Here is a 25,395-nt window from a genome sequence, read left to right as displayed (position 1 = left end):
CATGAGCAAATTCGTACAGATGGACACCAGCGCCGGCACCCTGCGCATCGAACTCGACGACGAGAAGGCGCCGCTGTCCACCGCCAACTTCCTGGAGTACGTGAAGGCCGGCCACTACGACGGCACCGTCTTCCACCGCGTCATCAAGGGCTTCATGGTGCAGGGCGGCGGCTTTGAAGTGGGCATGAAGCAGAAGGGCACGCTCGCGCCCATCCGCAACGAAGCCAACAACGGCCTGAAGAACAAGAAGTACACGCTGGCCATGGCACGCACCAACGACCCGCACTCGGCCACCGCACAGTTCTTCATCAACGCCACCGACAACGGCTTCCTCGACTTCACGGCCGAGAACGGCAGCGGCTGGGGCTACGCCGTCTTCGGCCGCGTTGTGGAAGGCACCGAGGTGGTGGACGCCATCGAGAAGGTGCGCACCGGCCGCAAGGGCTTCCACGACGACGTGCCGCTGGAAGACGTGGTGATCACGCGCGCCGTCGCGGTCGACTGAGCCCCGCACTGGCGATGAACGACGAGGCGCGGAACGGCGCGTTCCCGCCCTTCTATGAATTCCCCGTGCCGCCCGCGTGGCGCGCGGTGGACTTCATCTCCGACCTGCACCTGTGCGAGACCATGCCCGCCACCTTCGAGGCGTGGGCCCACCACCTGCAGCACACCACCGCCGACGCCGTGTTCATGCTCGGTGACCTGTTCGAGGTGTGGGTGGGCGACGATGCGCGCCACCGTGCCTTCGAACGCCGATGCGTCGAGACCATGGCCGAGGCGGCCAGCCACCGGCTGCTGGGCTTCATGGCCGGCAACCGCGATTTCCTGGTCGGGCCCGCACTGCTGAAGGACGCCGGCCTGCTGGCCTTGCCCGACCCCACCGTGCTGCTGGCCTGGGGTCAGCCCGTGCTGCTGACGCACGGCGACGCGCTGTGCCTGTCCGACAAGCCCTACCAGGCCTTCCGCGAGCAGGTGCGCGGCGCCGCCTGGCAGGCGGATTTCCTCGCGCGGCCGCTGGCCGAACGCCTGGCCCTGGCTGCCGAGATGCGCCGCGCCAGCGCCGCGCGCTGGCAGATGGATGGCGACGCCAGCACCGATGTCGACCCGGCCGCCGCCGTACGCTGGATGCACGCACTGGGATCCGCCGAGATGGTGCACGGCCACACCCACCGGCCCGGCAGCAACGCACTGGCACCCGGCTTCAAGCGCCACGTGCTCAGCGACTGGGATCTCGATGGCAGAGCCCCCCGCGCCGAGGTGCTGCGCCTGAGCCGCCGCGGCTTCGAGCGCCTGCCGCCGGCCGGCCGCTGAGGCCGCCGTGCTGGCACGGCTGTGGCGGCAATGGCAGCGCCGGCGCGAAGACGCCGCCGTGCAGCGCCGCGCCATCCCTGACGACCTGTGGAAGCGCACGCTGGTGCGCTACCCCTTCCTGCAGCGGCGCGACCCGCAAGACGCCGCCGAGTTGCGCCGGCTGAGCAGCCTCTTCCTCGACCGCAAGGAGTTCCACGCCGCCGGCGGCCTGAAGCTCACCGACGCGGTGGTGGTCTCCATCGCCGCGCAGGCCGTGCTGCCGGTGCTGCGCCTGGGGTTGTCGGCCTACGACGGCTTTGTCGGCATCGTGGTGCACCCCGACCAGGTGCTGGCCCGCCGCGAGGTGGCCGACGAAGATGGCATCGTGCACGCCTACGACGAGCCGCTGGCCGGCGAGGCCATGGACGGTGGCCCGGTGATGCTTTCGTGGCGGGACGTGCGCGCGGCCGGTGTGGTGCCGGGCCCGGGCGGCGAGGCGGGCGGTGCCTACAACGTCGTCATCCACGAATTCGCGCATGTGCTGGACATGGCCGACGGCGTGGCCGATGGCGTGCCGCTGCTGCCGCCCGACCTGCCGCGCGCCGAATGGCTGAACGCGCTGCAATCCGAGTTCGAGGCCTTCGTGCAGCGCGTGGAAGCCGATGATCCCACCACGCTGGACCCCTACGGCGCCAACGGCGAAGAAGAGTTCTTCGCGGTCGCCAGCGAGGCCTTCTTCGTCAACGCCGAGCCCATGAAAAAAGAGCACCCCGTGCTCTACGGGATGCTCTCTCGCTTCTACCGCCAGGACCCGGCGGTGCAGGTGCCGCCAGCGCGCCGGGCGCGCTGAGGTCACTCAGGCCGGGGTGGCCTCGGCGCGCGGCTTGTCGCCGCTCTTGCGCGCGGGCTGGATGTCGAGCTGCACCTCGTCCTTGTCGTCGATGTCCACGCTCAGGCGGCCGCCATCCACCAGGCGGCCGAACAGCAGTTCGTCGGCCAACGCGCGGCGGATGGTGTCCTGGATCAGGCGCTGCATCGGGCGTGCGCCCATCAGCGGGTCGAAGCCCTTCTTCGCCAGGTGCTTGCGCAGCGCGTCGCTGAAGGTGACCTCGACCTTCTTCTCGGTGAGCTGGCTTTCCAGCTGCAGCAGGAACTTGTCCACCACGCGCAGGATGATGTCTTCGTCGAGCGCGCGGAAGTTGACGATGGCGTCCAGGCGGTTGCGGAACTCGGGCGTGAACAGGCGCTTGATGTCGCCCATCTCGTCACCCTGCTCGCGCTTGTTGGTGAAGCCGATGGTCGCCTTGTTCATGGTCTCGGCACCCGCGTTGGTCGTCATGATGATCATGACGTTGCGGAAGTCGGCCTTGCGCCCGTTGTTGTCGGTGAGTGAACCGTGGTCCATCACCTGCAGCAGCACGTTGAAGACATCGGGGTGCGCCTTCTCGATTTCGTCGAGCAGCAGCACCGAATGCGGCTTCTTCGTCACGGCCTCGGTAAGCAGGCCACCCTGGTCGAAGCCCACGTAGCCCGGGGGCGCGCCGATCAGGCGGCTCACGGCATGGCGCTCCATGTACTCGCTCATGTCGAAGCGGATGAGGTCGATGCCGAGCACATAGGCCAGTTGCTTGGCGACCTCGGTCTTGCCCACGCCCGTGGGGCCGCTGAACAGGAAGCTGCCGATGGGCTTGTCGGCCTTGCCCAGGCCGCTGCGCGCCATCTTGATGCTGGCGGCCAGCGCGTCGATGGCGGGGTCTTGCCCGAAGACCACGCTCTTCAAATCGCGGTCCAGCGTCTTGAGCTTGCTGCGGTCGTCACTGCTCACGGTGGCCGGCGGGATCCGTGCGATCTTCGCGACGATCTCTTCCACCTCGTTGCGCGTGATGGTCTTCTTGCGCTTGCTCGGCGGCAGGATGCGCTGCGCGGCACCGGCTTCGTCGATGACGTCGATGGCCTTGTCGGGCAGGTGGCGGTCGTTGATGAACTTGGCCGAGAGTTCGGCGGCCGCCTGCAGCGCGCCCACGGCGTACTTCACGCTGTGGTGCTCTTCGAAGCGGCTCTTCAGGCCCTTCAGGATCTCGACGGTCTGCTCGACGCTGGGCTCGACTACATCCACCTTCTGGAAGCGCCGCGACAGCGCGGCGTCCTTCTCGAAGATGCCGCGGTACTCGGTGAAGGTGGTGGCGCCGATGCACTTCATCGCACCGCTGCTCAGCGCGGGCTTGAGCAGGTTGCTCGCGTCCAGCGTGCCGCCCGAAGCCGCACCAGCGCCGATCAGCGTGTGGATCTCGTCGATGAACAGGATGGCGTTGGGCTGGTCCTTCAGCTGCTTGAGCACGCCCTTCAGGCGCTGCTCGAAATCGCCGCGGTACTTGGTGCCGGCCAGCAGCGCGCCCATGTCCAGGCTGTAGACGGTGGCGTCGGCCAGCACTTCGGGCACGTCTTTTTCGGTGATGCGCCAGGCCAGGCCTTCGGCAATCGCGGTCTTGCCGACCCCGGCTTCACCCACCAGCAGCGGGTTGTTCTTGCGGCGGCGGCACAGCACCTGGATCACGCGCTCGACTTCGTGCTCGCGCCCGATCAATGGGTCGATCTTGCCCTGCAGCGCGTGCTGGTTCAGGTTCTGCGTGAACTGCTCCAGCGGCGAGCCCTTGCCGTCGCCACCGCCCTCTTCCTTCTCGGCTTCGTTGCCTTGCGGGCCCTCGTTGCCCTTGGCAGGCTCGGGCGGGTCGCTCTTCTTGATGCCGTGGGCGATGAAGTTGACGACGTCCAGGCGCGTCACGCCCTGCTGGTGCAGGTAGTAGACGGCGTGGCTGTCCTTCTCGCCGAAGATGGCCACGAGCACGTTGGCGCCGGTCACTTCCTTCTTGCCGCTGCCCGTGCTCTGCACGTGCATGATGGCGCGCTGGATCACGCGCTGGAAGCCCAGCGTGGGTTGCGTGTCCACCTCTTCGGTACCGCCCACGGTGGGCGTGTTTTCCTTGATGAAGGTGGCCAGGCTCTTGCGCAGATCGTCGATGTTGGCGGCGCAGGCCCGCAGCACTTCAGCAGCGCTGGGGTTGTCCAACAGCGCCATCAGCAGGTGCTCCACCGTGATGAATTCGTGCCGCTGCTGGCGCGCCTCGACGAACGCCATGTGCAGGCTGACTTCCAGTTCTTGCGCAATCATGCGGCCTCCATAATGCATTGCAGCGGGTGCCCCTCGCGGCGGGCCGCGGTGAGCACCAGTTCGACTTTCGTCGCGGCGACGTCTTTCGTGTAGACGCCGCAGATGCCGCGCCCTTCGTGGTGAATCTTCAGCATGATCAACGTGGCCGAATCGGGATCACGCTGAAAGTAGTGTTGCAGCACCATCACGACGAACTCCATCGGGGTGTAGTCGTCGTTGAGCATCACCACTTGGTAGAGCTGGGGCGGCTTCGTGCGGGCCGCCTTGCGCTCTGCCACCACGGCACCCTGCCCACCCTCACGGCGCGCGGGCGCGGGCGGCTTCGGTGGCGGTGCTGGCGGCGGCGTTTCGTCGGGCATGAGCCATTCTATCGAGTTGGTCTTGCTTGGCAGCGGGCGCTCGGACACCCCTGCCAGCTTGTCTCATATTGACCGAAGTGGCCGCGATTCAAGGGCCAAGCTGTGCCGGAAATCGGGCTTTCCTCTTTCGGACGACAGCCAGCCAGCCTGCCTGCCTCGCGCGCGGGGTTCTGGCGATGTGTCATCTTTTATTGACAACTCAAGTGAAAACTTAACTTGACACTTTGACCGCCCGAGCGCAAGAATTTCCCCGTAGCAGCCCCCAAGGGGAAAGTCCATGGCGTACGGTACGGTCAAATGGTTCAACGACGCCAAGGGCTTTGGCTTCATAGAACCCGAAGGAGGTGGTGCGGACGTCTTCGCCCATTTCTCCGCAGTGCAGATCGAGGGCTTCCGCACCCTCAAGCAGGGTGGTCGCGTCCGATACGAACTGGTGCAGGGCCCGAAGGGCGACCTCGCGCAGGACATCCATCCGGTGGATGCCGAGGGCCGGCCCAGCAGCCCCGTGCCCGAAGCGCAGCACGCCAACGCTGGCTGAGGCCGCGCCAGCACCCGCTGCGGTGCTCAGGCGTCGTAGTGGTAACCGACGCCGTAAACCGAGCGGATGCGTTCACTGCCGGCGCCCGCCTGTTCCAGCTTGCGCCTGAGGTTCTTCACGTGGCTGTCCACGGCCCGCTCGGTGGCTGCACGCGCGTCACCGTGCAACAGTTCGAGCAACTGCGCCCTCGGGTACACGCGCCCGGGCTGTGAGGCCAGCGTCCGCAGCAGGCGGAACTCGATGGGCGTGAGATCCAGCGCATGCCCCAGCCACCATGCCCGCTGGCTGTCCTCGTCCACCCGCAGGGCCGGTGCCGCCACGGCGCTGGCCGTGCTGACGCGGCTGCGCCGCAAGACGGCCTTCACGCGGGCCATCACCTCGCGCGGGCTGAAGGGGTTCTTGGCAATGTAGTCGTCGGCGCCGAGTTCCAGGCCGGCCAAGCGGTCGCTCTCGTCGGCACGCGCCGTGAGCATCACGATGGGCACCGCACTCTGCGCACGCAACTGCCGGCACAGTTGCAGACCGTCCAGACCCGGCAGCATCAGATCCAGCAGCACGAGGTCGTGCCGACGAGCCTGCCATGCCTGCCAGGCCAGCAGCCCATCGGCGACGCACTCGGCTTCGTGGCCGGCGGCGCGCAGGTAGTCGGCCAGCAGCGCCGCGAGCTTGGGTTCGTCCTCCACCACGAGCACGCGGGCCGGGCCGGGCTCCAGGCTCAGCGGGGGCACCGGCTCAGCCAAGGGCCGGCAACTCCACGCGCAGCCACAGGCCGCCCAGCGGCGACGGCCGGGCCTCGATGCGCCCCTCGTGCGCCTGCACGATGCGCTGGCAGATCGACAACCCCAGCCCGGCGCCTCCGCTGGCGCGGCTGCGCGATGCCTCTGCGCGGAAGAAACGCTCGAACAGGCGCGGCAACTGGTCGCTGCGCACGCCCGGGGCGCTGTCGTGCAGGTCGATCAGCATCTGGCGGCCCTCGAGCCGGGCCTGCAGGCGCAGGGCACCCCCGGCATCGGTGTAGCGGCAGCTGTTCTCCAGCAGGTTGGCGAAAAGCTGGCGCAGGCGGCGCGCGTCGCCGAAGGCGGGCAGAGGCCCGGGCGGCAATTCCAGCTGCAGCGCCAGGCCGCTGCTGCGCAAGCGCTCGCCGAAGGCCCCGGCGGTGTCGTCGATGATCTCGCGCAGATCGAGCTCGGCCTTGCGGTAGGACAGGGCCCCCACGTCGGCCAACGAGAGCTCGTAGAGATCGTCCACCAGCTTGTGCAGCGTGGTCACCTCGGCCTTCAACGAGCGCAAGGCTTGCGCGTCGAGTTGCCTGACGCCGTCTTCCAGTGCCTCCAGTTCGCCGTGCAGCACCCCGAGCGGCGTGCGCAGTTCGTGCGAGACGTCGGCCATGAACTCGCGCCGCATGGCCTCGTTGCGCTGCAGCGTCAGGGCGAGCTGGTTGAAATCGCGCGCCAGGCGGCCGATCTCGTCGTCCTTGTCACTTTCGGGCACGCGGGTGGCGTGGTCGCCGGCGGCCAGGCGGTGGGTGGCATCGGCCACCTGGCGCACAGGCTTGAGCAAACGGCGCGAAGCCCACAAGGCCACGGCCGCCGCCAGCAGCACGGCAGCGCCGCCCACCACCCAACCGGTGCGCGCCTGCGCGTCCGCGAAGCGCTTCTCGGCGCCGTAGCTCACCGATTCGAAGGGCGTCAGGACCAGCCAGCCGACCGTGAGCCCGTCGACGACGATGGCACGCTCGACGGCGTTGTCGGCCGGGCTCGAGAAACCGACGATGCGGCGGCGCTCGGCGTCCAGCAGCGTGAAGCGGCGCGACGCGCCGGTCAGCTCGGCCGGCGTGGCCGATGCGGGCGCGCGCTCGGTCAGGGGCACGCGGCTGTCGTCGGGCGCTGGGCGCAGCAGTCGGAACCAGAGGTCGGGCCGCTCCCGCAGGAAGTCCCAACTGCCCTGCTGCCGGTAGCCGGCGGTGACGCTGGGCACGGCCAGGTCGAGCCGGCTGACGGCCTGCTCGTTGAGATAGCCGAGGAAGTCCCGGTTCAGGTTGAGGTGCGCGCCCACGCCCATGGCCACGGCCACCACCACCGCGGTGCTGAGCACGGCAGCGAACAGGCGCGTGGCGAGGTTCAGTTTCATTGCGGCCCCGGGTGTACACCAACTTGCGCGGCCTTGGCAGCGGCAACGCCTCGTGGCCATCAAGGCCACAGGCTCTTCAAGTTCTCTCCACATTGTGTGGGCAGCATCAGCGCGTGCAGAAATCCGCCCCCACCCCCCGCCTCACCTCGAACACTTTCTCGGCCGCGGCCACCGCGCTGCTGTGCGCGGCACTGCTGGCTGGCTGCCAGGACAAGCCGGCCGCCACGCCCGCCGCGCGGCCAGCGCCCGAGGTGGGTGTGATCACCGTCAGCGCCCAGGACGCTCCGCTGGGCCTGGAACTGCCCGGCCGCCTGAGCGCGAGCCAGCGCGCCGAGATCCGCCCGCAGGTGGGCGGCCTGGTGCAGAAGCGGCTGTTCACCGAAGGCGGCCGTGTGGCTGCTGGCCAGCCGCTTTACCAGCTGGATGCCGCCAGCTTCGAGGCCGAGCGGGCCCGCACCGCCGCCGCGCTGCAGCGTGCCGAGGCCACGCTGGGCGCCGCCCGCGTGAAGGCCGCACGCGACGCCGAGCTGCTCAAGGCCGACGCCATCAGCCGCCAGGCCGCCGACGACAGTGCCGCCGCACTCAAGCAGGCCGAGGCCGACGTGGCCGTGGCCAAGGCCGCCCTGGACGCCGCCCAGGTGCAACTTCAGCGCGCGCGCATCGTGGCGCCGATCAGCGGTCGTATCGAGGTGTCCACCGTCACTCCGGGCGCGCTGGTCACGGCCAACCAGACCCAGGCGCTCACCACCATCCAGCAGCTCGACCCGATGCACGTGGACATCGTGCAGAGCAGCGCCGAACTGCTCTCGCTGCGCAAGCAGTTGCAGGGCCAGAGCGGCAGCCGCCAGGTGCAGCTGGTGCTTGAAGACGGCAGCGTGCACCCGCAGCCCGCCACGCTGCAGTTCAGCGGCGTGACGGTCGACCCCGCCACCGGCAGCGTGACGCTGCGCGCGGTGGTGCCCAACCCGCAGGGCACTTTGCTGCCCGGCATGGTGGTGCAGGCCCGCCTGGTGGCGGGTGTGGACCGTGGCGTGCTGCTGGTGCCGCAGCAAGGCGTGAGCCGCACCGCGACGGGCGACGCCACCGCGCTGGTGGTGGGTGAAGGCAACAAGGTTGAACGCCGCAGGCTCACGCTGGAGCGCGCCGTGGGCAACCAGTGGCTGGTGACCAGTGGCCTGAAGGTGGGCGACAAGCTGATCGTCGAAGGCCTGCAGCGCGCACGCCCCGAGATGGTGGTGACGCCCGTGGCCGCGGGCTCGAAGCCCGCCGGCGGCAAGGGCGGCGGCAAAGGCGGTGGCAAGCCGGAAGGCACGGCCTCTGCGCCTGCAGGCGGCGGCAGCGCCGCCCGCAGCGCCTCGGCCCCGCGCTGAGCGCCGGCAGGAGCCCCGCCATGGCCTCTTTCTTCATCGACCGCCCCATCTTCGCGTGGGTGCTGGCCATCGTCATCATGCTGGCCGGCGGCGCCGCCACGCTGACGCTGCCGCTGGAGCGCTACCCCGACATCGCGCCCACCCGCGTGAGCATCAACACCAGCTACCCGGGCGCCTCGGCGCAGACCATCGAAGACTCGGTGACGCAGATCATCGAGCAGAGCCTCAAGGGCATCGACGGCCTGCTGTCCATCGAAAGCACCAGCAGCGCCGCCGGCAACGCCAGCACGCAGCTCACCTTCGAGGCCGGCACCAACCCCGACACCGCGCAGGTGCAGGTGCAGAACAAGGTGCAGAGCGTCATCAGCCGGCTGCCACAGGCGGTGCAGGCCCAGGGCGTGCGCGTCACCAAGGCGAGCACCGAGTTCCTGATGGTGGCGATGCTCACCAGCGACGACCCGAACGTCACCTCGGGCGACCTGGGCGATTACCTCAACAGCACCCTGATCGACATCATCAGCCGCGTCGAGGGCGTGGGCGACGTCAACGCCTTCGGCTCGGGCTATGCCATGCGCATCTGGCTCGACCCGGCCAAGCTGCAGCGCTACAACCTCGTGCCCGCCGACATCCGCACCGCGCTGCTGCAGCAGAACACCGAGGTCTCGGCCGGCCAGATCGGCGCGCTGCCCGCGCCCGAGGGCCAGCGCCTGTCGGCCATCATCACCGCGCGTTCGCGCCTGACCACGGCCGAGCAGTTCCGCAACGTGGTGCTGCGCGTGCAGGCCGACGGCTCCTCGCTGCGCCTGGGCGACGTGGCCCGCGTGGAACTGGGCCGCGACAGCTACACCACCAACGTGCGCAGCAGCGGCCGCACGGCCGCGGGCATGGCCATCTTCCCGGCCAGCGGCGCCAACGCGCTGACCACGGGTGATGCCATCAAGGCCAAGCTGAAAGAACTGGAGCCCTTCTTCCCGGCCGGCTACAAGGTGACCATCACCTACGACACCACGCCTTTCGTGCGCGTGTCGATCAACGGCGTGGTGAAGACGCTGATCGAGGCCATGGTGCTGGTCGTGGTGATCATGTACCTGTTCATGCAGAACCTGCGCGCCACGCTGGTGCCGGCGATTGCCGTGCCGGTGGTGATGCTGGGCACCATGGGCATCCTGGCGGTGGCGGGTTTCTCGATCAACACGCTGACGATGTTCGGCCTGGTGCTGGCCATCGGCCTGCTGGTGGACGACGCCATCGTGGTGGTGGAGAACGTCGAACGCCTGATGCGCGAAGAGGGCCTGAGCCCCTACGACGCCACCAGGAAGAGCATGCAGGAGATCAGCGGCGCGCTGGTCGGCATTGCCGTGGTGCTGAGCGCGGTGTTCATCCCCATGGCCTTTTTCGGCGGCAGCACGGGCGTGATCTACCGGCAGTTCAGCATCACGGTGGTGAGCGCGATGGTGCTGTCGGTGTTGGTGGCGATGACGCTCTCGCCGGCGCTGTGCGCCACGCTGCTCAAGCCCGTGAAACCCGGTGAACACGCCAGCCACGGCGGGCCTTTCGGCAAGCTGCTCGACCGCTTCTTCGGCGGTTTCAACCGCGGCTTCGACCGCTTCACCGAGCGTTATGTGCGCGGCGTGGGCTGGATGGGCCGACGCGGCGCGCGCAGCTTCATCGTCTTCCTGCTGCTGGTGGGCGCCACGGCCTGGCTCTACAAGGACTTGCCCACCTCCTTCCTGCCCGATGAAGACCAGGGCGGCCTGCAACTGCAGGTGCGCATGGCCCCGGGTGCCACGGCCGAGCGCATGGAACTCGTGGCCACGCAGGTGGAGGCCTACCTCGCCGACCAGCCCGAGGTGCTGTACTACAACGTGGTGCGTGGCGCCGGCGGCGACCAGGGCTCGGGCCAGGGTTTCATCCGCCTGATCGACTGGTCGCAGCGCCCGGCCGCCAACCAGGGCGCGGGCGCGCTGGCCGAGCGCTTCAGCCGCGAACTGGGCCGCCGTGTGCGCGACGCGCAGGTCTTCGTGGTGCAGCCGCCCACGGTGCGCGGCCTGGGCGGCAGCTCGGGCATCCAGCTCTTCCTGCAGGACTTGGGCGGCCTGGGCCAGCAGCAGCTGATCGCGGCGCGCGAGCAGCTCATCAGCCTGGGCAACCAGCGCCCTGAGCTGGCACGCACGCGCACACAAAGCCTGGCCGAGACGCCGCAGCTCAAGATCACCATCGACGACCAGAAGGCCGGCGTGCTGGGCGTGCAGCCGAGTGTCATCAACGACACGCTGTCCATCGCCCTGGGCAGCAGCTATGTCAACGACTTCATAGACCGCGGCCGCGTCAAGCGTGTGCTGGTGCAGGGCGAGGCGGCCTACCGCGCCAGCCCCGACAACCTGAAGCATTGGTACGTGCGCAGCACCAACGGGCAGATGGTCTCGATGGCCGCCTTCGCCACCAGCAGCTGGAGCACCGCGCCGCGCCAGCTGGTGCGCTACAACGGCAGCCCGGCCTTCGAGATCCAGGCCGACGTGCCGCCGGGCGTGAGCTCGGGCGCCGCGATGGCGGCGATGGAAGCGGCGCTGAAGGAGATGCCCCCGGGCATCGGCTACGAGTGGTCTGGCCGCAGCTACCAGGAGCGGCTCTCGGGCTCGCAGGCGCCGCTGCTGTACGCCGTGTCGGTGCTCTTCATCTTCCTGTGCCTGGCAGCGCTGTACGAGAGCTGGAGCGTGCCCTTCAGCGTGATGCTGGTGGTGCCGCTGGGCATCCTGGGCGCGCTCATCGCCAGCCACCTGGGCGGGCAGAACAACGACGTGTTCTTCCAGGTCGGCCTGCTCACCACCGTGGGCTTGAGCGCGAAGAACGCCATCCTCATCGTCGAGTTCGCGGAGACGCTGCGCCTGCAGGGCCTGGGCCTGATGGACGCCGTGCTCAAGGCCTGCCGGCAGCGCCTGCGCCCCATCCTGATGACCTCGCTGGCCTTCGGCATGGGCGTGCTGCCCCTGGCCCTGGCCAGCGGCGCCGGTTCGGGCTCGCAGAAGGCCATCGGTTTCGGCGTGCTGGGCGGGATGATCAGCGCCACCGTGCTGGGCATCTTCTTCGTGCCGCTGTTCTACCTGTGGGTGAAGTCGCTGTTCTCGCGCAAGGGGCCCGCACACGCGGCCGCCGTGAAGCCGGAGGTGTCGGCATGAAGCGCCTGACACGCACACCGCTGGCACCCGCCACGCTGGCCACGCTGCTGCTGGGCGGCTGCGGCAGCCTGGTGCCGCCGGCGGGCCAGCCCGAAGCCCCGCTGCGCGACAGTTTCCGCGTCAGCGCGCCCACGGCCGACGCGCCGCTGAGCGCCGAAGCCTCGGCCGAGGCCGCCCGCGAGTGGGACGGCTTCTTCGTCGACGAACGCCTGCGCCGCGTGGTGGCGCTGGCTTTGGCCGGCAACCGCAGCCTGCGCGCCAGCGTGGCCGCGGTGGAGCGCTCGCGCGCGCAACTCGGCATCACCGAATCGAACCGTTTCCCCGACCTGCGCGCCGGCGTCTCGGCCAACGAACAAGGCAATGACAACGGCGGCCGCAGCAGCACCTACACGGCCAGCCTGGGCATCAGCGCCTGGGAGATCGACCTCTTCAACCGCGTCGGCAGCCTGCAGGGCGCGGCGCTGGCGCGTTACCTTGCGCAGCAGGAAACCCAGCGCAGCGCACGCCTGAGCCTGGTGGCGCAGGTGGCGGACGCCTGGCTCACGCTCTCGGCCGAAGGCCAGCGCCAGCAGCTGGCCGAGGCACTGCACGAAAGCCAGCAGAAGACGCTGGACCTGAACGAACGCCAGTACCGCCTGGGCGCCGCCTCGGGCCTGCAGCGCGCACGCGCGCAGACGGCCTTCGAGGCCGCGCGGGGCGAAGCCGCGCGCAGCGCCGCGGCCGTGCGCCAGGCCCGCCTGGCGCTGGAACTGCTGGCCGGCCAGCCCCTGCCCGATGCGTTGCTGCCGCTGGGCCAGGCGGCGCAAGCCACGGCCCTGCCTGAGCTGCCCGCCGGCCTGCCGGCCACGGTGCTGCTGCAGCGGCCTGACCTTCGAGCGGCCGAACAGCAGCTGCAGGCCGCCGCCTTCGACGTGGGCGCCACCCGCGCCGCGCGCTTTCCGCGGCTGACGCTGACGGCCAGCGCCGGCCTGCGCAGCCCCGAGCTCGACGGCCTGTTCCGCAGCGGCAGCGGCTTCTGGAGCCTGCTGCCCAGCCTGGACATTCCGCTGCTGGACGCGGGCGCGCGCAAGGCCCAGGTCGCGGTGAGCGAGGCCACGCAGCGCGAGGTGCTGGCCAACTACGAGGCGGCGCTGCAAGCTGCCTTCCGCGAGGTGGCCGACGCCCTGGCCGTGCGCGACAGCCTGGCCGAACGCCTGGCCGCGCAGCAAGCCCAGGTGGCCGCGGCCGAGCGCAGCCTGCAGCTGGCCGAGCAGAGCTACCGGCTGGGCGCCTCCAGCCAGCTGGAGCTGCTGGACGCCCAGCGCCAGCTCGCCACCGCCCAGCAGGGGCTGGTGACGCTGCGGCAGACCGAGCAGGCCAACCGCGTGGTGCTGCTGCGCGCGCTCGGCGGGCGCTGGCAAGCCGCCAGCTGACCGGCCCGCGCGCACCGCCGGCGCGCGCTTTGGCGACATCCGTCACGCACTCGCGCGCCACGCGCGCCCGCCCCCCGAAGCGCGGGCTGGGCGCCTGCGGGCGCCACCGACCACACTGTCACAAAACGTAAACAGGTGGCCGTTGGGTGAGGGTGGAACAGGGTTCTGCACCGCGTCAGGGGCTGCTGTCCTGCCGCACCCCCCTGCCCCTGCACTGTGCCTGCGTTCTTCCCCCTGCTGCTGCGCTGCGCTGGTCTTGCTCTTGGTTTGCTGGCCCTCCTCGGTCTCGGCCTGCCGCTGAAGGCCGCGGCCCAGCCGGCCCCGCTGCAAGGCCTGCAGCTGCAAGACCACCGCGGCCAGGCGCTGGCCGCGCAGCAGTTCACCGGCCGCCCGGTGCTGCTGCACTTCGTGTTCGCCGGCTGCTCGCGCGTTTGCCCCGTGCAGGTGCAGGAACTCAAGCAACTGCACGCCGCCTTGCCGGGCCCGGTGCGCGAGCGTGTGGTCTTCCTGTCGGTGACCGTGGACCCGCTGAGCGACACCCCCGCCGCGCTGGCCGCCTATGCCCAACGCCAGGACGCTGACCGCCCCGGCTGGCGCTTCGTCAGCGGCGCGCCGGCGCAGGTCCACCGCCTGCTCGACCGGCTGCAGGTCTTCGACCCCCGCGTGGCGCAGCCCGTGCCCGACGACCACCGCAACGCGATCTATCTCTACGCCCCTGACGGCCAGCTGCTGCAGCGTTTCCGCGGTGAACCCGTGGACCGCAACCGCCTCGCCGACGAACTGACGCGCCTCACACGCACCGACCGCACCGCCTCATGAAGACGCCGCACGCCACCCCCCGTACCGCCCGCCAGCCCCAACAGCGCCCGGCCGCCACCGCCGTGGCGGTGACGCTCGCTGCCCTGCTGCTGGCCAGCTGCGGCGGCCAGGGCGACGAACCCTCGGCCGAGAAACCAGCACCGGCCGTGATGGACCGCGCCCGCATGCTGGCGGCCACCACGCGCCTGGCCGTGGCCCTGCCCAACCCGGCCGACCCGCTGATGAGCGGCCTGACCATCCCCGCCGACGCGGCCACGCGCGGCATGTGGGGCGCGGTACAGAACTGGCCCATGAACGCCATCCACGCCGCGCTGCTGCCCGACGGCAAGGTGCTGAGCTACGGCGCCCCGCAGAACGCCGACGCGCAGGACGGCCGCACCTTCAGCGTCTGGACCCCCGCGCTCGGCTTTGGCACCAACGCCCACGCCGTCTCTTTCGAGGAAGGCCGCGTCAACAGCTTCTGCAGCACCGCCGCCTGGCTGGGCACCGGGCAGTTGCTGATCAGCGGCGGCAACACACCGCGCGGCAGCTCGCTCTTCACCACGGCCACGCTCACCGGCGTGAACGACACCGCGCAGCTGGCCGACGACCGCTGGTACGCCACCATGCTGACCCTGCCCGACGGCCGCGCCGTGATGCTGGGCGGCATCGACCCCTACACCGAGGGCATGTACCAGAACCCCGATGCCGCGATTGCAGCCGGGCAGGTGTCGATGACGCCCGAGGTCTACACCCCGGGCACCGGCTGGCGCAGCCTGAGCGGTGCCAGCAGCCGCCTGGCTTTCGGCCCCGACAACCTGCGCGCCAGCTACCCGCGCGCCTGGGTGGCGCCGAACGGCGAGGTCTTCGGCATCAGCGCCGACCAGATGTGGTGGCTCGACATCAACGCCAACGGCGGCAACGGTGCCCTGCGCTCGGCCGGCAACTTCAAGACCGGCCCCAGCGCCACCGCCCCGGTGAACACCGGCGCCACCAACAGCGCGGTGATGTTCGCGCCCGGGCGCATCCTGCAACTGGGCGGCAATGGCGGCTTCAACGGCGACGGTTTCCCGGCCAGCGACATGGCCACCATCGTCGACATCAACGGCGCTTCGCCGGTGCTCAGCGAAACCGCCCGCATGGCAGCGCCGCGCCGCTTCCCCAGCGCCACCGTGCTGCCCGACGGGCAGGTGCTCGTGACCGGCGGCACACGCCGCGGCAACAACGGCGGTGCCGACGCCGTCTATGCCGCCGAGCGTTGGAACCCGGCCACGGGCACCTGGTCGACGTTGGCCAGCGCCGCGCGCATCCGCGTCTACCACTCGGGCGCGCTGCTGCTGCCCAACGCGGCGGTGCTGTCGCTCGGCGGTGGCACGCCGGGCCCGGTGTTCAACCAGAACGTCGAGGTCTACTACCCGCCCTACCTCTTCCGCAGCACGGGCACGGCCTCGGTGCTGGCAACGCGGCCGGTGATGACGGGCGTGAACGCGCTCACGCACCGCCCCGGTGGCACGCTGCTCGTGGAAATGCAGGACAGCAATGCCATCAGCCGGCTGGTGCTGGTCAAGGGCGGCACCGTCACGCACTCGTTCAACAACGGCCAGCGTTTCGTGGAGCTGGCCTTCACGCAGAACGCCGACCTGCTGAGCGCCACGCTGCCGGCCAGCGGCAACACGCTGCCGCCGGGGGTGTGGCAGCTGTTCGCGCTGGATGCCAACGGCGTGCCTTCTCAAGCCGCGCTGCTGCGCATCAACCCCGCCGACGCCACGCTGCCGCAGAACCTGCCGCTGGCCCTGGCCGCCACGCACGTGGCCGATGCCGCGCTGGCCGTGGATGGCGCCAACCTCGGCGTGCTGGGCGCCCTGCCCGGCCTGCCCAGCGAAGCGCAGCGCAATGCCGCACGCTGGCTGGTGCGCCCGGGCCTCGCCGACGCGGCCTGTGTCTCGCTGGAGCATGCCGCCAACCCTGGCCGCTGGCTGCGCCACGCCGGCTACCGCCTGCAGACGGCCGTCAACGACGGCACCGCACTCTTCGCCGGCGACGCCACCTTCTGCCCCGAGCCAGGGCTGGCCGGGCATTCGCTGACGCTGCGCTCGAAGAACTTCCCCACCTACGTGGTGCGTGAACGCGAAGGCCAGCTGTGGATCGACCCCCAGGCCGACGACACCCGCTTCCGCAACAGCGCCACCTTCACCGTGCGGCAGCTGCCGCTGGTGGCGGCCACGCCGCTGCCCGCCCTGCCGGCCCTGCCAGCGGCTCCGCAGGCCGTGGGCGCGGGCGCCATCGCCTACACGCCGGGCCTGGATGCGCCGGGCCTGAGCTTCAGCTGGAGCTTCGGCGACGGCAGCGCCGCCACCGCCTTCGGCCCGGCCAGCGCCACCAGCAAGACCTGGGATCAGGCCGGCGTCTACACCGTCACGCTGACCGTGCGCAACGAAGCCGGCGAGACACGCAGCACGAGCTTCGTGCAGGCCGTCTACAACGCCCCCACGGCCAACGCACCGCGCAGTTCGTCGATGCTGATGCTGGAGCCGCGCAGCGGCCAAAGCGCGCGCCTGTGGGTGCTGAACCCCGACCAGGACAGCGTGGCCGTCTTCGACACCGCCACCATGGCCCGCACCGCGCTCATCGACGTGGGCGTGGCGCCGCGCAGCATCGCGCAAGCGCCCGACGGCAGCGTGTGGGTGCTCAACCGCGACAGCGCCAGCCTCAGCGTCATCAGCCCCACCACGCTGGCCGTCACGCGCACCGTGGCGCTGCCGCGCGCCTCGCAGCCGCAGGGCCTGGTGTTCGCGCCCAACGGCAGCGCGGCCTGGGTCACGCTGGGCGCGGCGCAGCGCCTGCTGAGGCTGGACGCTGGCACCGGCGCGCAGACCGGCGCCTGGGCCACCGGCGCCGAGCCGCGCGGCCTGGCCATCAGCGGTGATTCGGCACGCCTGCTGGTCTCGCGCTTCATCACGGGCGCACTGCCGGGCGAAGGCACGGCCAGCGTCACCACCACGGGCAACGTGGGCGGCGAGGTCTGGGTCTACAACACCGCCACGATGGCCGCGCCGGCCACCACCTGGCTGCGCCACAGCGACAAGACCGACACCGAGATCCAGGGCAGCGGCATCCCCAACTACCTGGGAGCTGCCGCCATCTCGCCCGACGGCCGCTCGGCCTGGGTGCCCTCGAAGCAGGACAACGTCAAGCGCGGCACGCTGCGCAATGGCGTGAACCTCGACTTCCAGAACACCGTGCGCGCCATCAGCTCGCGCATCGACCTCACCGCGGCCACGCCGGCCGAGGTGGCCGCGCAGCGTGTCGACCACGACAACAGCAGCCTGGCCACCGCCGCCGTGCACCACCCGACCGGCGCCTACCTCTTCGTGGCGCTGGAAACCTCGCGCCAGGTGGCAGTGCTGGATGCCGCGCGCGGCACCGAGCTCGTGCGGCTGGAAACGCAGCTGGCGCCGCAGGCGTTGCTGATGTCGGCCGACGGCCGGCGGCTCTATGTGCTGAACTTCATGTCGCGCAGCGTCAGCGCCATCGACCTCGGCCCGCTGCTGGACAACGGCAGCTTCGCGCTGCCCGCACCGAGCGTAGCCGCCACCATCGCCACCGAAAAGCTCAGCGCCACCGTGCTGCGCGGCAAGCAGTTCTTCTACGACGCGCGTGATCCGCGCCTGGCCCGCGACGCCTACATGAGCTGCGCCACCTGCCATGCCGACGGCACGCACGACGGCCGCACCTGGGACCTGACGGGCCACGGTGAAGGCCTGCGCAACACCGCCAGCCTGCGCGGCCGCGCCGGGCTGGGCCAGGGCCGCCTGCACTGGACGCAGAACTTCGACGAAGTACAAGACTTCGAGACCCAGATCCGCACCCTGGCCGGCGGCACCGGGCTGATGGCCGACGCCGCCTACTTCAGCGGCACACGCGCGCAGCCCCTGGGCACGGCCAAGGCTGGCCAGAGCGCCGACCTCGACGCGCTGGCGGCCTACGTCGGCTCGCTCAACGCCTTCGCGCCCAGCGCAGCCCGTACCAGCACCGGCGCGCTGAGCAGCGTGGCTGCGGCGGGCCGCACGGTCTTCATCAACCAGCAGTGCGCCGCGTGCCACAGCGGCACGGCCTACACCGGCAGTGCGGCCGACAACCGCTTCGACATCGGCACGCTCAAGGCCAGCAGCGGCCGCCGCCTGAACGGCACGCTGGACGGCATCGACGTCCCCACGCTGCGCGACGTGGCGCTCACCGGGCCCTACCTGCACGACGGCTCGGCGGCCACGCTGGAGGCGGCCATCACGGCCCACGCCGGCCTGGCCATCGCGGCGGCCGACCTCACCAACCTGGCGCAGTACCTGCGCGAGATCGGCAACGAAGAAGCCAGCGCCCCGGCCCTGGCCACCAGCGGTGCCGGCCTGCGCGGCGACTACCACCTGGGCGCGGCCAGCTTCAGCGGCCGGCTGCTCGTGTCACGCACCGAGGCGGTCGACTTCGACTGGGGCACCAACCGCCCCGCGGTGGGCGTGCCGGCCGACGGCTACTCCGTGCGCTGGAGCGGCACCGTCACCGTGCCGACCACGGGCAGCTACACCTTCCGCACCGTCTCCGACGACGGCGTGCGCTTGTGGGTGGGCGGCACCCAGCGCATCAACAACTGGACCGACCACGGCACCACCACCAACACCAGCGGCAGCTTCCGCCTCACCGCCGGCCAGCGCGTGGCCGTGGTGCTGGAGTACTACGACCGCAGTGGCGGCGCCACCATGCGCCTGCAGTGGCGCGTGCCGGGCAGCAGCAGCTTCGTGGCGGTGCCCGCCAGCCGCCTGAACCACCCCTGAACCCAGGGCCCGGCATCTCCACGGCGGCCGGGGGTGGGCCGCCACAATGGGCCGCGATGAACACCACCCCCCTGCCCACGGCGCCTGCCCCCACCGCCCCACCCGGCGGCACCTGGTTCGGCCACCCCAAGGGCCTGGCCGTGCTCTTCATGGCCGAGATGTGGGAGCGCACCAGCTACTACGGCATGCGCGCCCTGCTCGTGCTGTACATGGTGGACCACCTCTTCAAGCGCCCGGACGCCGACACCGCGGTGCTGGGCCTGGAGCCGCTGAGCGGCCTGCTCACCGCGGCCCACGGGCCCATGCAGGTGCAGGCGCTGGCCTCGCTGGTGTATGGCCTCTACACCGGCTTCGTCTACCTCTCGCCGCTGTTCGGCGGCCTGCTGGCCGACCGCGTGCTGGGCCGGCGCCGCACCGTCATCGTCGGCGGCCTGCTGATGGCGCTGGGCCACTTCCTCATGGCCAGCGAGGCGATGTTCTTCGTCGCCCTGCTCTTCCTCATCGCCGGCAACGGCTGCTTCAAGCCCAACCTCTGCGCGCAGGTGGGCGAGCTCTACGCGCCGGGCGACCCGCGGCGCGACCGCGCCTACTCCGTCTACTACCTTGGCGTGAACGTGGGCGCCTTCATCGCACCGCTGATCTGCGGCACGCTGGGGCAGACGGTGGGCTGGCATGCCGGCTTCGGCGCCGCCGGCGTGGGCATGCTGCTGGGGCTGGTGTTCTACGTGCTGAACATGGACAAGCTGCCGCCCGAAGCCGAGCGCCCGCCTTCGGTGCTGGCTGCAAAACCCGGCCTCGGCGTGCTGGCCTATGTGCTGGCCATCCCGGCCTGCGTGGGCCTGATGCTGGGCCTGCTGGCGCTGCCGGGCTGGCTGCAGGCCGGCCTGGCCGTGGGCGTGGCGGTGGCCGCCGTGGCCTGGCTGCGCGGCCTGCCCGGCGACGAGCGCCCGCGGGTGATGGCGCTGTGCGCCGCCTGCGCGGTGACGGCACTGTTCTGGGCCGTCTACGAACAGCAGGGCAATACCTTGCAGCTCTGGGCCGACCAGCAGACGGTGTGGCCCACCATCGCCGGCTTCACCATCCCTTCGAGCTGGTACCAGAGCTTCAACCCTTTCATGATCTTTCTCTTCGTGCCGCTGCTGAACTTCTGGTGGGCACGACAGGCCGCGCGCGGCACCGAGCCCGGCAGCCTGGCCAAGCTGGCCATCGGCTGCGCGCTCTGCGGGCTGGGCTTCGCGGTGATGATCGCCGGCGAGCTGAGCGCCACGCCGGGCCAGAAGCAGAGCCTGCTGTGGCTCACCGCCGCCACGGCGGTCTTCACGCTGGGCGAGCTCTACCTCTCGCCCATCGGCTTGTCTTTCGTCTCGAAGGTGGCGCCGCTGCGCCTGGTGTCCACGTTGATGGGCGTGTGGTTCCTCGCGAACTTCTTTGGCAACTACGGCGCCGGCTGGCTGGGCACCTTCTACGAGAAGCTGCCGCGCGAAGGCTTCTTCGGCCTGATGCTGGCCATCGGCCTGGCCGGTGGCGCGCTGCTGTGGGCGCTGCACCGGCCGCTGCAGCGGGCGCTGGGGCAGCGGGTCTAGCGCCGCCATGAAAAACCCCCGGGCTCTGGGGCAGAGGCCGGGGGCAGGTTATCGCAGCGCGCCCGCGCGGGGCGCGATGCACAGGCTTCACATGTGGTCGATCATCACCTGACCGAAACCGCTGCAGCTGACCTGCGTGGCACCTTCCATCAGGCGCGCGAAGTCGTAGGTCACCTTCTTGCTGGCGATCGACTTCTCCATGCTGCTGATGATGAGGTCGGCGGCCTCGAACCAGCCCATGTGGCGCAGCATCATCTCGGCGCTGAGGATCTCGGAACCCGGGTTCACGTAGTCCTTGCCGGCGTACTTGGGCGCGGTGCCGTGCGTGGCTTCGAACATGGCCACGCTGTCGCTCAGGTTGGCGCCCGGGGCGATGCCGATGCCACCCACCTGGGCGGCCAGCGCGTCAGAGACGTAGTCGCCGTTCAGGTTCAGCGTGGCAATGACGCTGTACTCGGCCGGGCGCAGCAGGATCTGCTGCAGGAAGGCGTCGGCGATGCTGTCCTTGACGACGATGTCCTTGCCCGTCTTCGGGTTCTTGAACTTGCACCACGGGCCGCCGTCGATGAGCTGCGCGCCGAATTCCTTCTGCGCCAGCGCGTAGGCCCAGTCACGGAAGCCACCTTCGGTGAACTTCATGATGTTGCCCTTGTGCACGATGGTCACGCTGGGCTTGTCGTTGTCGATGGCGTACTGCAGCGCCTTGCGCACCAGGCGTTCGGTGCCTTCGCGGCTGACCGGCTTGACGCCGATGCCCGAGGTGTTCGGGAAGCGGATCTTCTTCACGCCCATCTCGTCCTGCAGGAACTTGATGAGCTTCTTGGCCTTGTCGCTCTCGGCCTCGAACTCGATGCCGGCGTAGATGTCTTCCGAGTTCTCGCGGAAGATGACCATGTTGGTCTTCTCGGGCTCCTTCACGGGGCTGGGCACGCCCTTGAAGTACTGGATGGGCCGCAGGCAGACGTAGAGGTCGAGTTCCTGGCGCAGCGCCACGTTCAGGCTGCGGATGCCGCCGCCCACGGGCGTGGTCAGCGGGCCCTTGATGCTGACGACGTACTCGCGCACCACGTCCAGGGTCTCTTGCGGCAGCCACACGTCGGGCCCGTAGACCTTGGTGCTCTTCTCGCCGGCATAGACCTCCATCCAGTGGATCTTCTTCTTGCCGCCGTAGGCCTTGGCCACCGCGGCATCCACCACCTTCAGCATCACCGGCGTGATGTCCAGACCGGTGCCGTCGCCCTCGATGTACGGAATGATCGGCTGATCGGGAACGTTGAGCGAGAAGTCCGCATTGACGGTGATCTTCTGGCCACCTTCGGGCACCTTGATGTGCTGGTACATGTGTGGGGGTCTCCGCAGGGCCGGCGCAACACTGCCGGCATAGGTGTAAGTGACTCTCAAATTCTAAGGCACGGGCCCTGTCGGGCCCCTGACGTCCAGCCCTGGTTCAGGCCAGGCCGCAGAAGGCCGCCACCTCGTGCCAGACGCCGTGGCCCAGCGCCCAGGCCGCTGCCGCCACCAGCATGAGGCCGGCTGCGCGCACGGCGAGGCGCTCACGCGCCGCCGCGTTCTGGCCGCGCAGCAGGCGCTGCAAGAGCCAGGGGCCGAAGAGGAGGCCCGGCGCTGAAGCCAGCGCAAAACCGGCCATGGCGGCTGCGCCCGTGGCCGCGCTGCTGCCCAGGGCGGCCACCAGCAGCGCCGACTGCAGCAAGCCGCACGGCCAGGCCACCCACAGCGCGCCAGCAGCGCCGGCTTGGGCCGGGCCTTGCAGGCGCTGCCAGCCGGGGGCCGGCGCAGCGCCGCCCGATGGGCCCGCCGCCACGGTCAGGCCGCCCTCGGCCGCGGGCACGCGCCCCAGGCGCTCCATCCAGGCCGGCTGGCGGGCCTGGATCAACAGCCACAGGCCCAGCGCCAGGGCGCCGGCGTGCAGCAGCACCCACAGCGGGCGCAGTGCCGGGCTCAGTGCCGACCACGCCGCCAGCGCGGCCACGCTCGAAGCCACCACGGCGCCGCCGAGCGCATAGCTGCCCACGCGGGCGAGATGGAACACGAGGCTGTGCCGCGGCTGCCGGCCGGTGGCGGCGGCGCAGGGCGCGCTGCACATCGCGGCGCAGTGCGGCGCGCCGGCCAGACCCAGCAGCGTGGCGCTGACGACGAGGGGGACTTCCACCCTCAGATGATGCGCGAGAAACGCTCGCGCACGCGGTCGGCCTGCAGGTGGCGGTCGAAGACCATGGCCACCGCCCGCACGAAGAACCAGCCGGTGGCCGTGACCTGGATCTCGCGCTCGCCCAGCTCCACCAGGCCCAGGGCCTGCAGCGGCTGCAGCTGCTCGAGCTCGGGGGCGAACACCTCGCGCATCTTCACCAGGTGCGCGAGCTCGATGCTCTCGAACTCCACGCGCCCCTGGCACATCAGCGCCATGATGACGGCGCGGCGGATGAGGTCGTCGCGCGTCAGCGCCAGTCCGCGCACGATGGGGAAGTTGCCCTGGGCCAACGCGTCGTGGTACTCGGGCAGGGTCTTGGCGTTCTGGCTGTAGGTGGCGCCGATGCGGCCGATGGCCGAGACGCCCAGGCTCACCAGGTCGCAGTCGGGCTGCGTGGTGTAGCCCTGGAAGTTGCGGTGCAGGCGCCCCTGGCGCTTGGCGATGGCCAGCGCGTCGCCCGGCAGCGCGAAGTGGTCCATGCCGATGTAGGTGTAGCCGTTGGCCACGAAGCCGGCGAGGCCGGCGCGCAGCATCTGGATGCGCTGCTCGGCCGTGGGCAGCGCGTGGTCGTCGATGCGGCGCTGCGGCTTGAAGCGCTGCGGCAGGTGGGCATAGGCGTACATGGCCACGCGCGTGGGGCGCAGCTCGGCCACCTGTGCGATGGTGCGGCGGAAGGATTCCGGCGTCTGCTTGGGCAGGCCGTAGATGAGGTCGGCGTTGATCGACTCGAAGCGCAGCGCCCGCGCCTCGGCCACCAGCTCGCGCACGCTGTCGAAGCTCTGCACGCGGTGCACGGCCACCTGCACCTCGGGGTCGAAGTCCTGGATGCCGAAGCTCACGCGGTTGAAGCCCATCGCAGCCAGGTTGCGCAGGCGCTCGCGCGTGGCGGTGCGCGGGTCGACCTCGATGCTGATCTCGGCTTCGGGCTGCAGCTTGAAGGCGGCGCGCAGCATCGCCATCAGCTGAGCGAGTTCTTCGTCGCTCAGGAAGGTGGGCGAACCGCCCCCCAGGTGCAGCTGCGAGACCGGCTGGCCGCGCCCCAGCTCGGCCGCGTGCAGCTCGATCTCGCGCTGCAGGTCGAGCAGGTACTCCGCCCCGCGGCTCTTGTGCTTGGTGATGATCTTGTTGCAGGCGCAGTAGTAGCAGAGCTGCTCGCAGAACGGGATGTGCACGTAGATCGACAGCGGCTGCGCGCCGCCGACCACGGCCCCCTGCGCGCGCTGGCGCAGCGCCTGGCGGTAGGCCTCGGCGCCGAAGGCCTCGACGAAGCGGTCGGCCGTGGGGTAGCTGGTGTAGCGCGGCCCGGGCACGTCCAGCCTGCGCAGCAGGTCGTCGGTCAGCAGCGTGTCCACGGGGGCGGTGTCCAGGATGTTCATGAACCCACTGTGCCAAAGCGCCAGCCGGCCGCATTGATCCTGCTCAAGCCCGGGGCTCGGCAGCGCCCGCGGCGCGCCGCTGCGTTGCGGGCGGGGTTTTGGCATGCGCCATACTGGTGGCTCACCAGCTGTACGCCCTGCCATGCAAACCACCCTGCCGCCTGTCCGCCTGGAGCCTTTCAAGGTCGCCTGTTCCAGCTGCAACCTGCGCGAACTGTGTCTGCCCGTGGGCATCGGCGAGGCGCAGATGGAGCGGCTGGACGCCATCGTCGCCACCCGCCGCAGCGTGCCGCGCGGCGACGCGCTGTTCCGCAGCGGCGAGGCCTTCACTTCGCTCTACGCGGTACGCACGGGCTTCTTCAAGACCTGCCTCTCGTCGGAAGACGGGCGCGATCAGGTCACGGGCTTCCAGATGGCCGGCGAGTTGCTGGGCCTGGATGGCATCGGCACCGACCGCCACACCTGCGACGCCGTGGCGCTGGAAGACTCGCAGGTCTGCGTGATCCCGTACCACCAGCTCGAAGACCTCTCGCGCGAGATCAGCGACCTGCAGCGCCACTTCCACAAGATCATGAGCCGCGAGATCGTGCGCGACCACGGCGTGATGCTGCTGCTGGGCAGCATGCGCGCCGAAGAGCGACTGGCGGCTTTCCTGCTGAACCTGACGCAGCGGCTGCGCACGCGCGGCTTCTCGGCCAGCAGCCTGGTGCTGCGCATGACGCGCGAGGAAATCGGCAGCTATCTCGGCCTGAAGCTGGAGACCGTGAGCCGGGCGTTCAGCAAGTTCCAGGACGAGGGCATCCTCGACGTGAAACAGCGCCAGATCACGGTGCTCAACCCCGAGGCGCTGCAGGCGCTGGTCAACGGCAGCCCCTGCTGAGGGGCCGGGCGCTCAGCGCTCCGGCGTGGCCGCGTGGTTGCGGCCCTGCACGGCCGGTTGTTCGGCCTTGCTGTGGGCCTTGGGCGTGGCCAGCACCGGGTCGGGGTGGCGGAGGGCCAGCGCCAGCGTGATGAAGCTGGCCACCACCACGAGCAGCGGCCCGCCGATCACCAGCCACATCATCGGTTCGCGCCACCAGCGGCGCGTGGTGGCACCGCCCGGGGGCAGTGGGTGGCCGGTCTGCAATGTGCTTGTGGTCATGGTGGTCTCCTGCGGTGC

General features: G+C 70.3%; 19 protein-coding genes. 11 read left to right on the top strand and 8 right to left on the bottom strand.

Features of this window, described 5'->3' with window-relative positions; all coding sequences use genetic code 11:
• Position 1 precedes the first annotated feature (1 nt).
• Genes EOE66_RS15900 through EOE66_RS15890 form a run of 3 tightly spaced genes read left to right on the top strand, consistent with a single transcriptional unit; the run spans position 2 to position 2,140 of the window.
• Positions 2-505, top strand: coding sequence for a peptidylprolyl isomerase (locus EOE66_RS15900; protein WP_128229677.1), 504 nt, complete (start codon positions 2-4; stop codon positions 503-505).
• A gap of 14 nt (positions 506-519) precedes the next feature.
• A complete protein-coding gene (locus EOE66_RS15895) occupies positions 520-1,311 on the top strand; it encodes a UDP-2,3-diacylglucosamine diphosphatase (RefSeq protein ID WP_128229676.1) in 792 nt (263 codons plus the stop codon).
• A gap of 7 nt (positions 1,312-1,318) precedes the next feature.
• A complete protein-coding gene (locus EOE66_RS15890) occupies positions 1,319-2,140 on the top strand; it encodes a M90 family metallopeptidase (protein ID WP_128229675.1) in 822 nt (273 codons plus the stop codon).
• A gap of 6 nt (positions 2,141-2,146) precedes the next feature.
• Here the strand turns inward: EOE66_RS15890 and clpA are convergent, their stop codons facing one another.
• Positions 2,147-4,459 (bottom strand): ATP-dependent Clp protease ATP-binding subunit ClpA, encoded by a 2,313-nt coding sequence (clpA, locus tag EOE66_RS15885; RefSeq protein ID WP_128229674.1) that lies wholly within the window; start codon positions 4,457-4,459, stop codon positions 2,147-2,149.
• Entirely contained in the window at positions 4,456-4,818 is a 363-nt protein-coding gene (gene clpS, locus EOE66_RS15880) for an ATP-dependent Clp protease adapter ClpS (RefSeq protein ID WP_128229673.1), read from the bottom strand. Before clpS ends, clpA begins: the two co-directional genes overlap by 4 nt.
• A gap of 277 nt (positions 4,819-5,095) precedes the next feature.
• On the opposite strand from clpS, the gene EOE66_RS15875 reads away from it, so the two are divergent.
• The gene (locus tag EOE66_RS15875) at positions 5,096-5,356 is read left to right on the top strand and encodes a cold-shock protein (RefSeq protein WP_128229672.1); all 261 of its coding nucleotides are present in this window, start codon (positions 5,096-5,098) and stop codon (positions 5,354-5,356) included.
• Positions 5,357-5,382: 26 nt separating this feature from the next.
• Here the strand turns inward: EOE66_RS15875 and EOE66_RS15870 are convergent, their stop codons facing one another.
• Together EOE66_RS15870 and EOE66_RS15865 are read right to left on the bottom strand one after the other, a co-directional pair.
• Complete coding sequence (locus tag EOE66_RS15870) at positions 5,383-6,096, bottom strand: response regulator (RefSeq protein ID WP_245479059.1); 714 nt, start codon at positions 6,094-6,096, stop codon at positions 5,383-5,385.
• Positions 6,089-7,486, bottom strand: coding sequence for an ATP-binding protein (locus tag EOE66_RS15865; protein WP_128229671.1), 1,398 nt, complete (start codon positions 7,484-7,486; stop codon positions 6,089-6,091). Before EOE66_RS15865 ends, EOE66_RS15870 begins: the two co-directional genes overlap by 8 nt.
• 113 nt (positions 7,487-7,599) lie before the next feature.
• Between EOE66_RS15865 and EOE66_RS15860 the strand changes: the two genes are divergently transcribed.
• The 6 genes from EOE66_RS15860 to EOE66_RS15835 all read left to right on the top strand — a co-directional run bounded on the left by EOE66_RS15860 (position 7,600) and on the right by EOE66_RS15835 (position 20,651).
• Positions 7,600-8,856, top strand: coding sequence for an efflux RND transporter periplasmic adaptor subunit (locus tag EOE66_RS15860; protein ID WP_128229670.1), 1,257 nt, complete (start codon positions 7,600-7,602; stop codon positions 8,854-8,856).
• 20 nt (positions 8,857-8,876) lie between these two features.
• Positions 8,877-12,032 (top strand): efflux RND transporter permease subunit, encoded by a 3,156-nt coding sequence (locus tag EOE66_RS15855; protein ID WP_128229669.1) that lies wholly within the window; start codon positions 8,877-8,879, stop codon positions 12,030-12,032.
• Positions 12,029-13,444, top strand: a complete 1,416-nt coding sequence (locus EOE66_RS15850) for an efflux transporter outer membrane subunit (protein WP_128229668.1) — start codon at positions 12,029-12,031, stop codon at positions 13,442-13,444. Before EOE66_RS15855 ends, EOE66_RS15850 begins: the two co-directional genes overlap by 4 nt.
• 267 nt (positions 13,445-13,711) lie before the next feature.
• On the top strand, positions 13,712-14,263 hold the full coding sequence (locus EOE66_RS15845; RefSeq protein ID WP_164885125.1) for an SCO family protein: 552 nt from the start codon (positions 13,712-13,714) through the stop codon (positions 14,261-14,263).
• Positions 14,260-19,068, top strand: a complete 4,809-nt coding sequence (locus EOE66_RS15840) for an AbfB domain-containing protein (RefSeq protein WP_128229666.1) — start codon at positions 14,260-14,262, stop codon at positions 19,066-19,068. The genes EOE66_RS15845 and EOE66_RS15840 overlap by 4 nt, the downstream gene beginning before the upstream one ends.
• A gap of 56 nt (positions 19,069-19,124) precedes the next feature.
• Positions 19,125-20,651 carry a peptide MFS transporter gene (locus EOE66_RS15835; protein ID WP_128229665.1) on the top strand — a complete coding sequence of 509 codons (1,527 nt, stop codon included), beginning with the start codon at positions 19,125-19,127 and terminating at the stop codon, positions 20,649-20,651.
• Between the two features lie 87 nt (positions 20,652-20,738).
• On the opposite strand, the gene icd is transcribed toward EOE66_RS15835, so the two are convergent.
• The 3 genes from icd to hemN form a co-directional block, all read right to left on the bottom strand.
• A complete protein-coding gene (gene icd / locus EOE66_RS15830; RefSeq protein WP_128229664.1) occupies positions 20,739-21,992 on the bottom strand; it encodes an NADP-dependent isocitrate dehydrogenase in 1,254 nt (417 codons plus the stop codon).
• Between the two features lie 106 nt (positions 21,993-22,098).
• The gene (locus EOE66_RS15825; RefSeq protein ID WP_128229663.1) at positions 22,099-22,821 is read right to left on the bottom strand and encodes a sulfite exporter TauE/SafE family protein; all 723 of its coding nucleotides are present in this window, start codon (positions 22,819-22,821) and stop codon (positions 22,099-22,101) included.
• Positions 22,822-22,823: 2 nt separating this feature from the next.
• The gene (hemN, locus tag EOE66_RS15820; RefSeq protein WP_128229662.1) at positions 22,824-24,236 is read right to left on the bottom strand and encodes an oxygen-independent coproporphyrinogen III oxidase; all 1,413 of its coding nucleotides are present in this window, start codon (positions 24,234-24,236) and stop codon (positions 22,824-22,826) included.
• 142 nt (positions 24,237-24,378) lie between these two features.
• Between hemN and fnr the strand changes: the two genes are divergently transcribed.
• A complete protein-coding gene (gene fnr / locus EOE66_RS15815; RefSeq protein WP_128229661.1) occupies positions 24,379-25,116 on the top strand; it encodes a fumarate/nitrate reduction transcriptional regulator Fnr in 738 nt (245 codons plus the stop codon).
• 12 nt (positions 25,117-25,128) lie between these two features.
• Here fnr and EOE66_RS15810 read toward each other — a convergent pair whose 3' ends face one another.
• Positions 25,129-25,377 carry a hypothetical protein gene (locus EOE66_RS15810; protein WP_128229660.1) on the bottom strand — a complete coding sequence of 83 codons (249 nt, stop codon included), beginning with the start codon at positions 25,375-25,377 and terminating at the stop codon, positions 25,129-25,131.
• Positions 25,378-25,395 lie beyond the last annotated feature (18 nt).

Source organism: Rubrivivax rivuli (genome assembly GCF_004016505.1).
GTDB lineage: Bacteria > Pseudomonadota > Gammaproteobacteria > Burkholderiales > Burkholderiaceae_C > Rubrivivax > Rubrivivax rivuli.
Note: the sequence above shows the minus strand (reverse complement) of the source record. Positions and strands in the feature narration are given on the sequence as shown.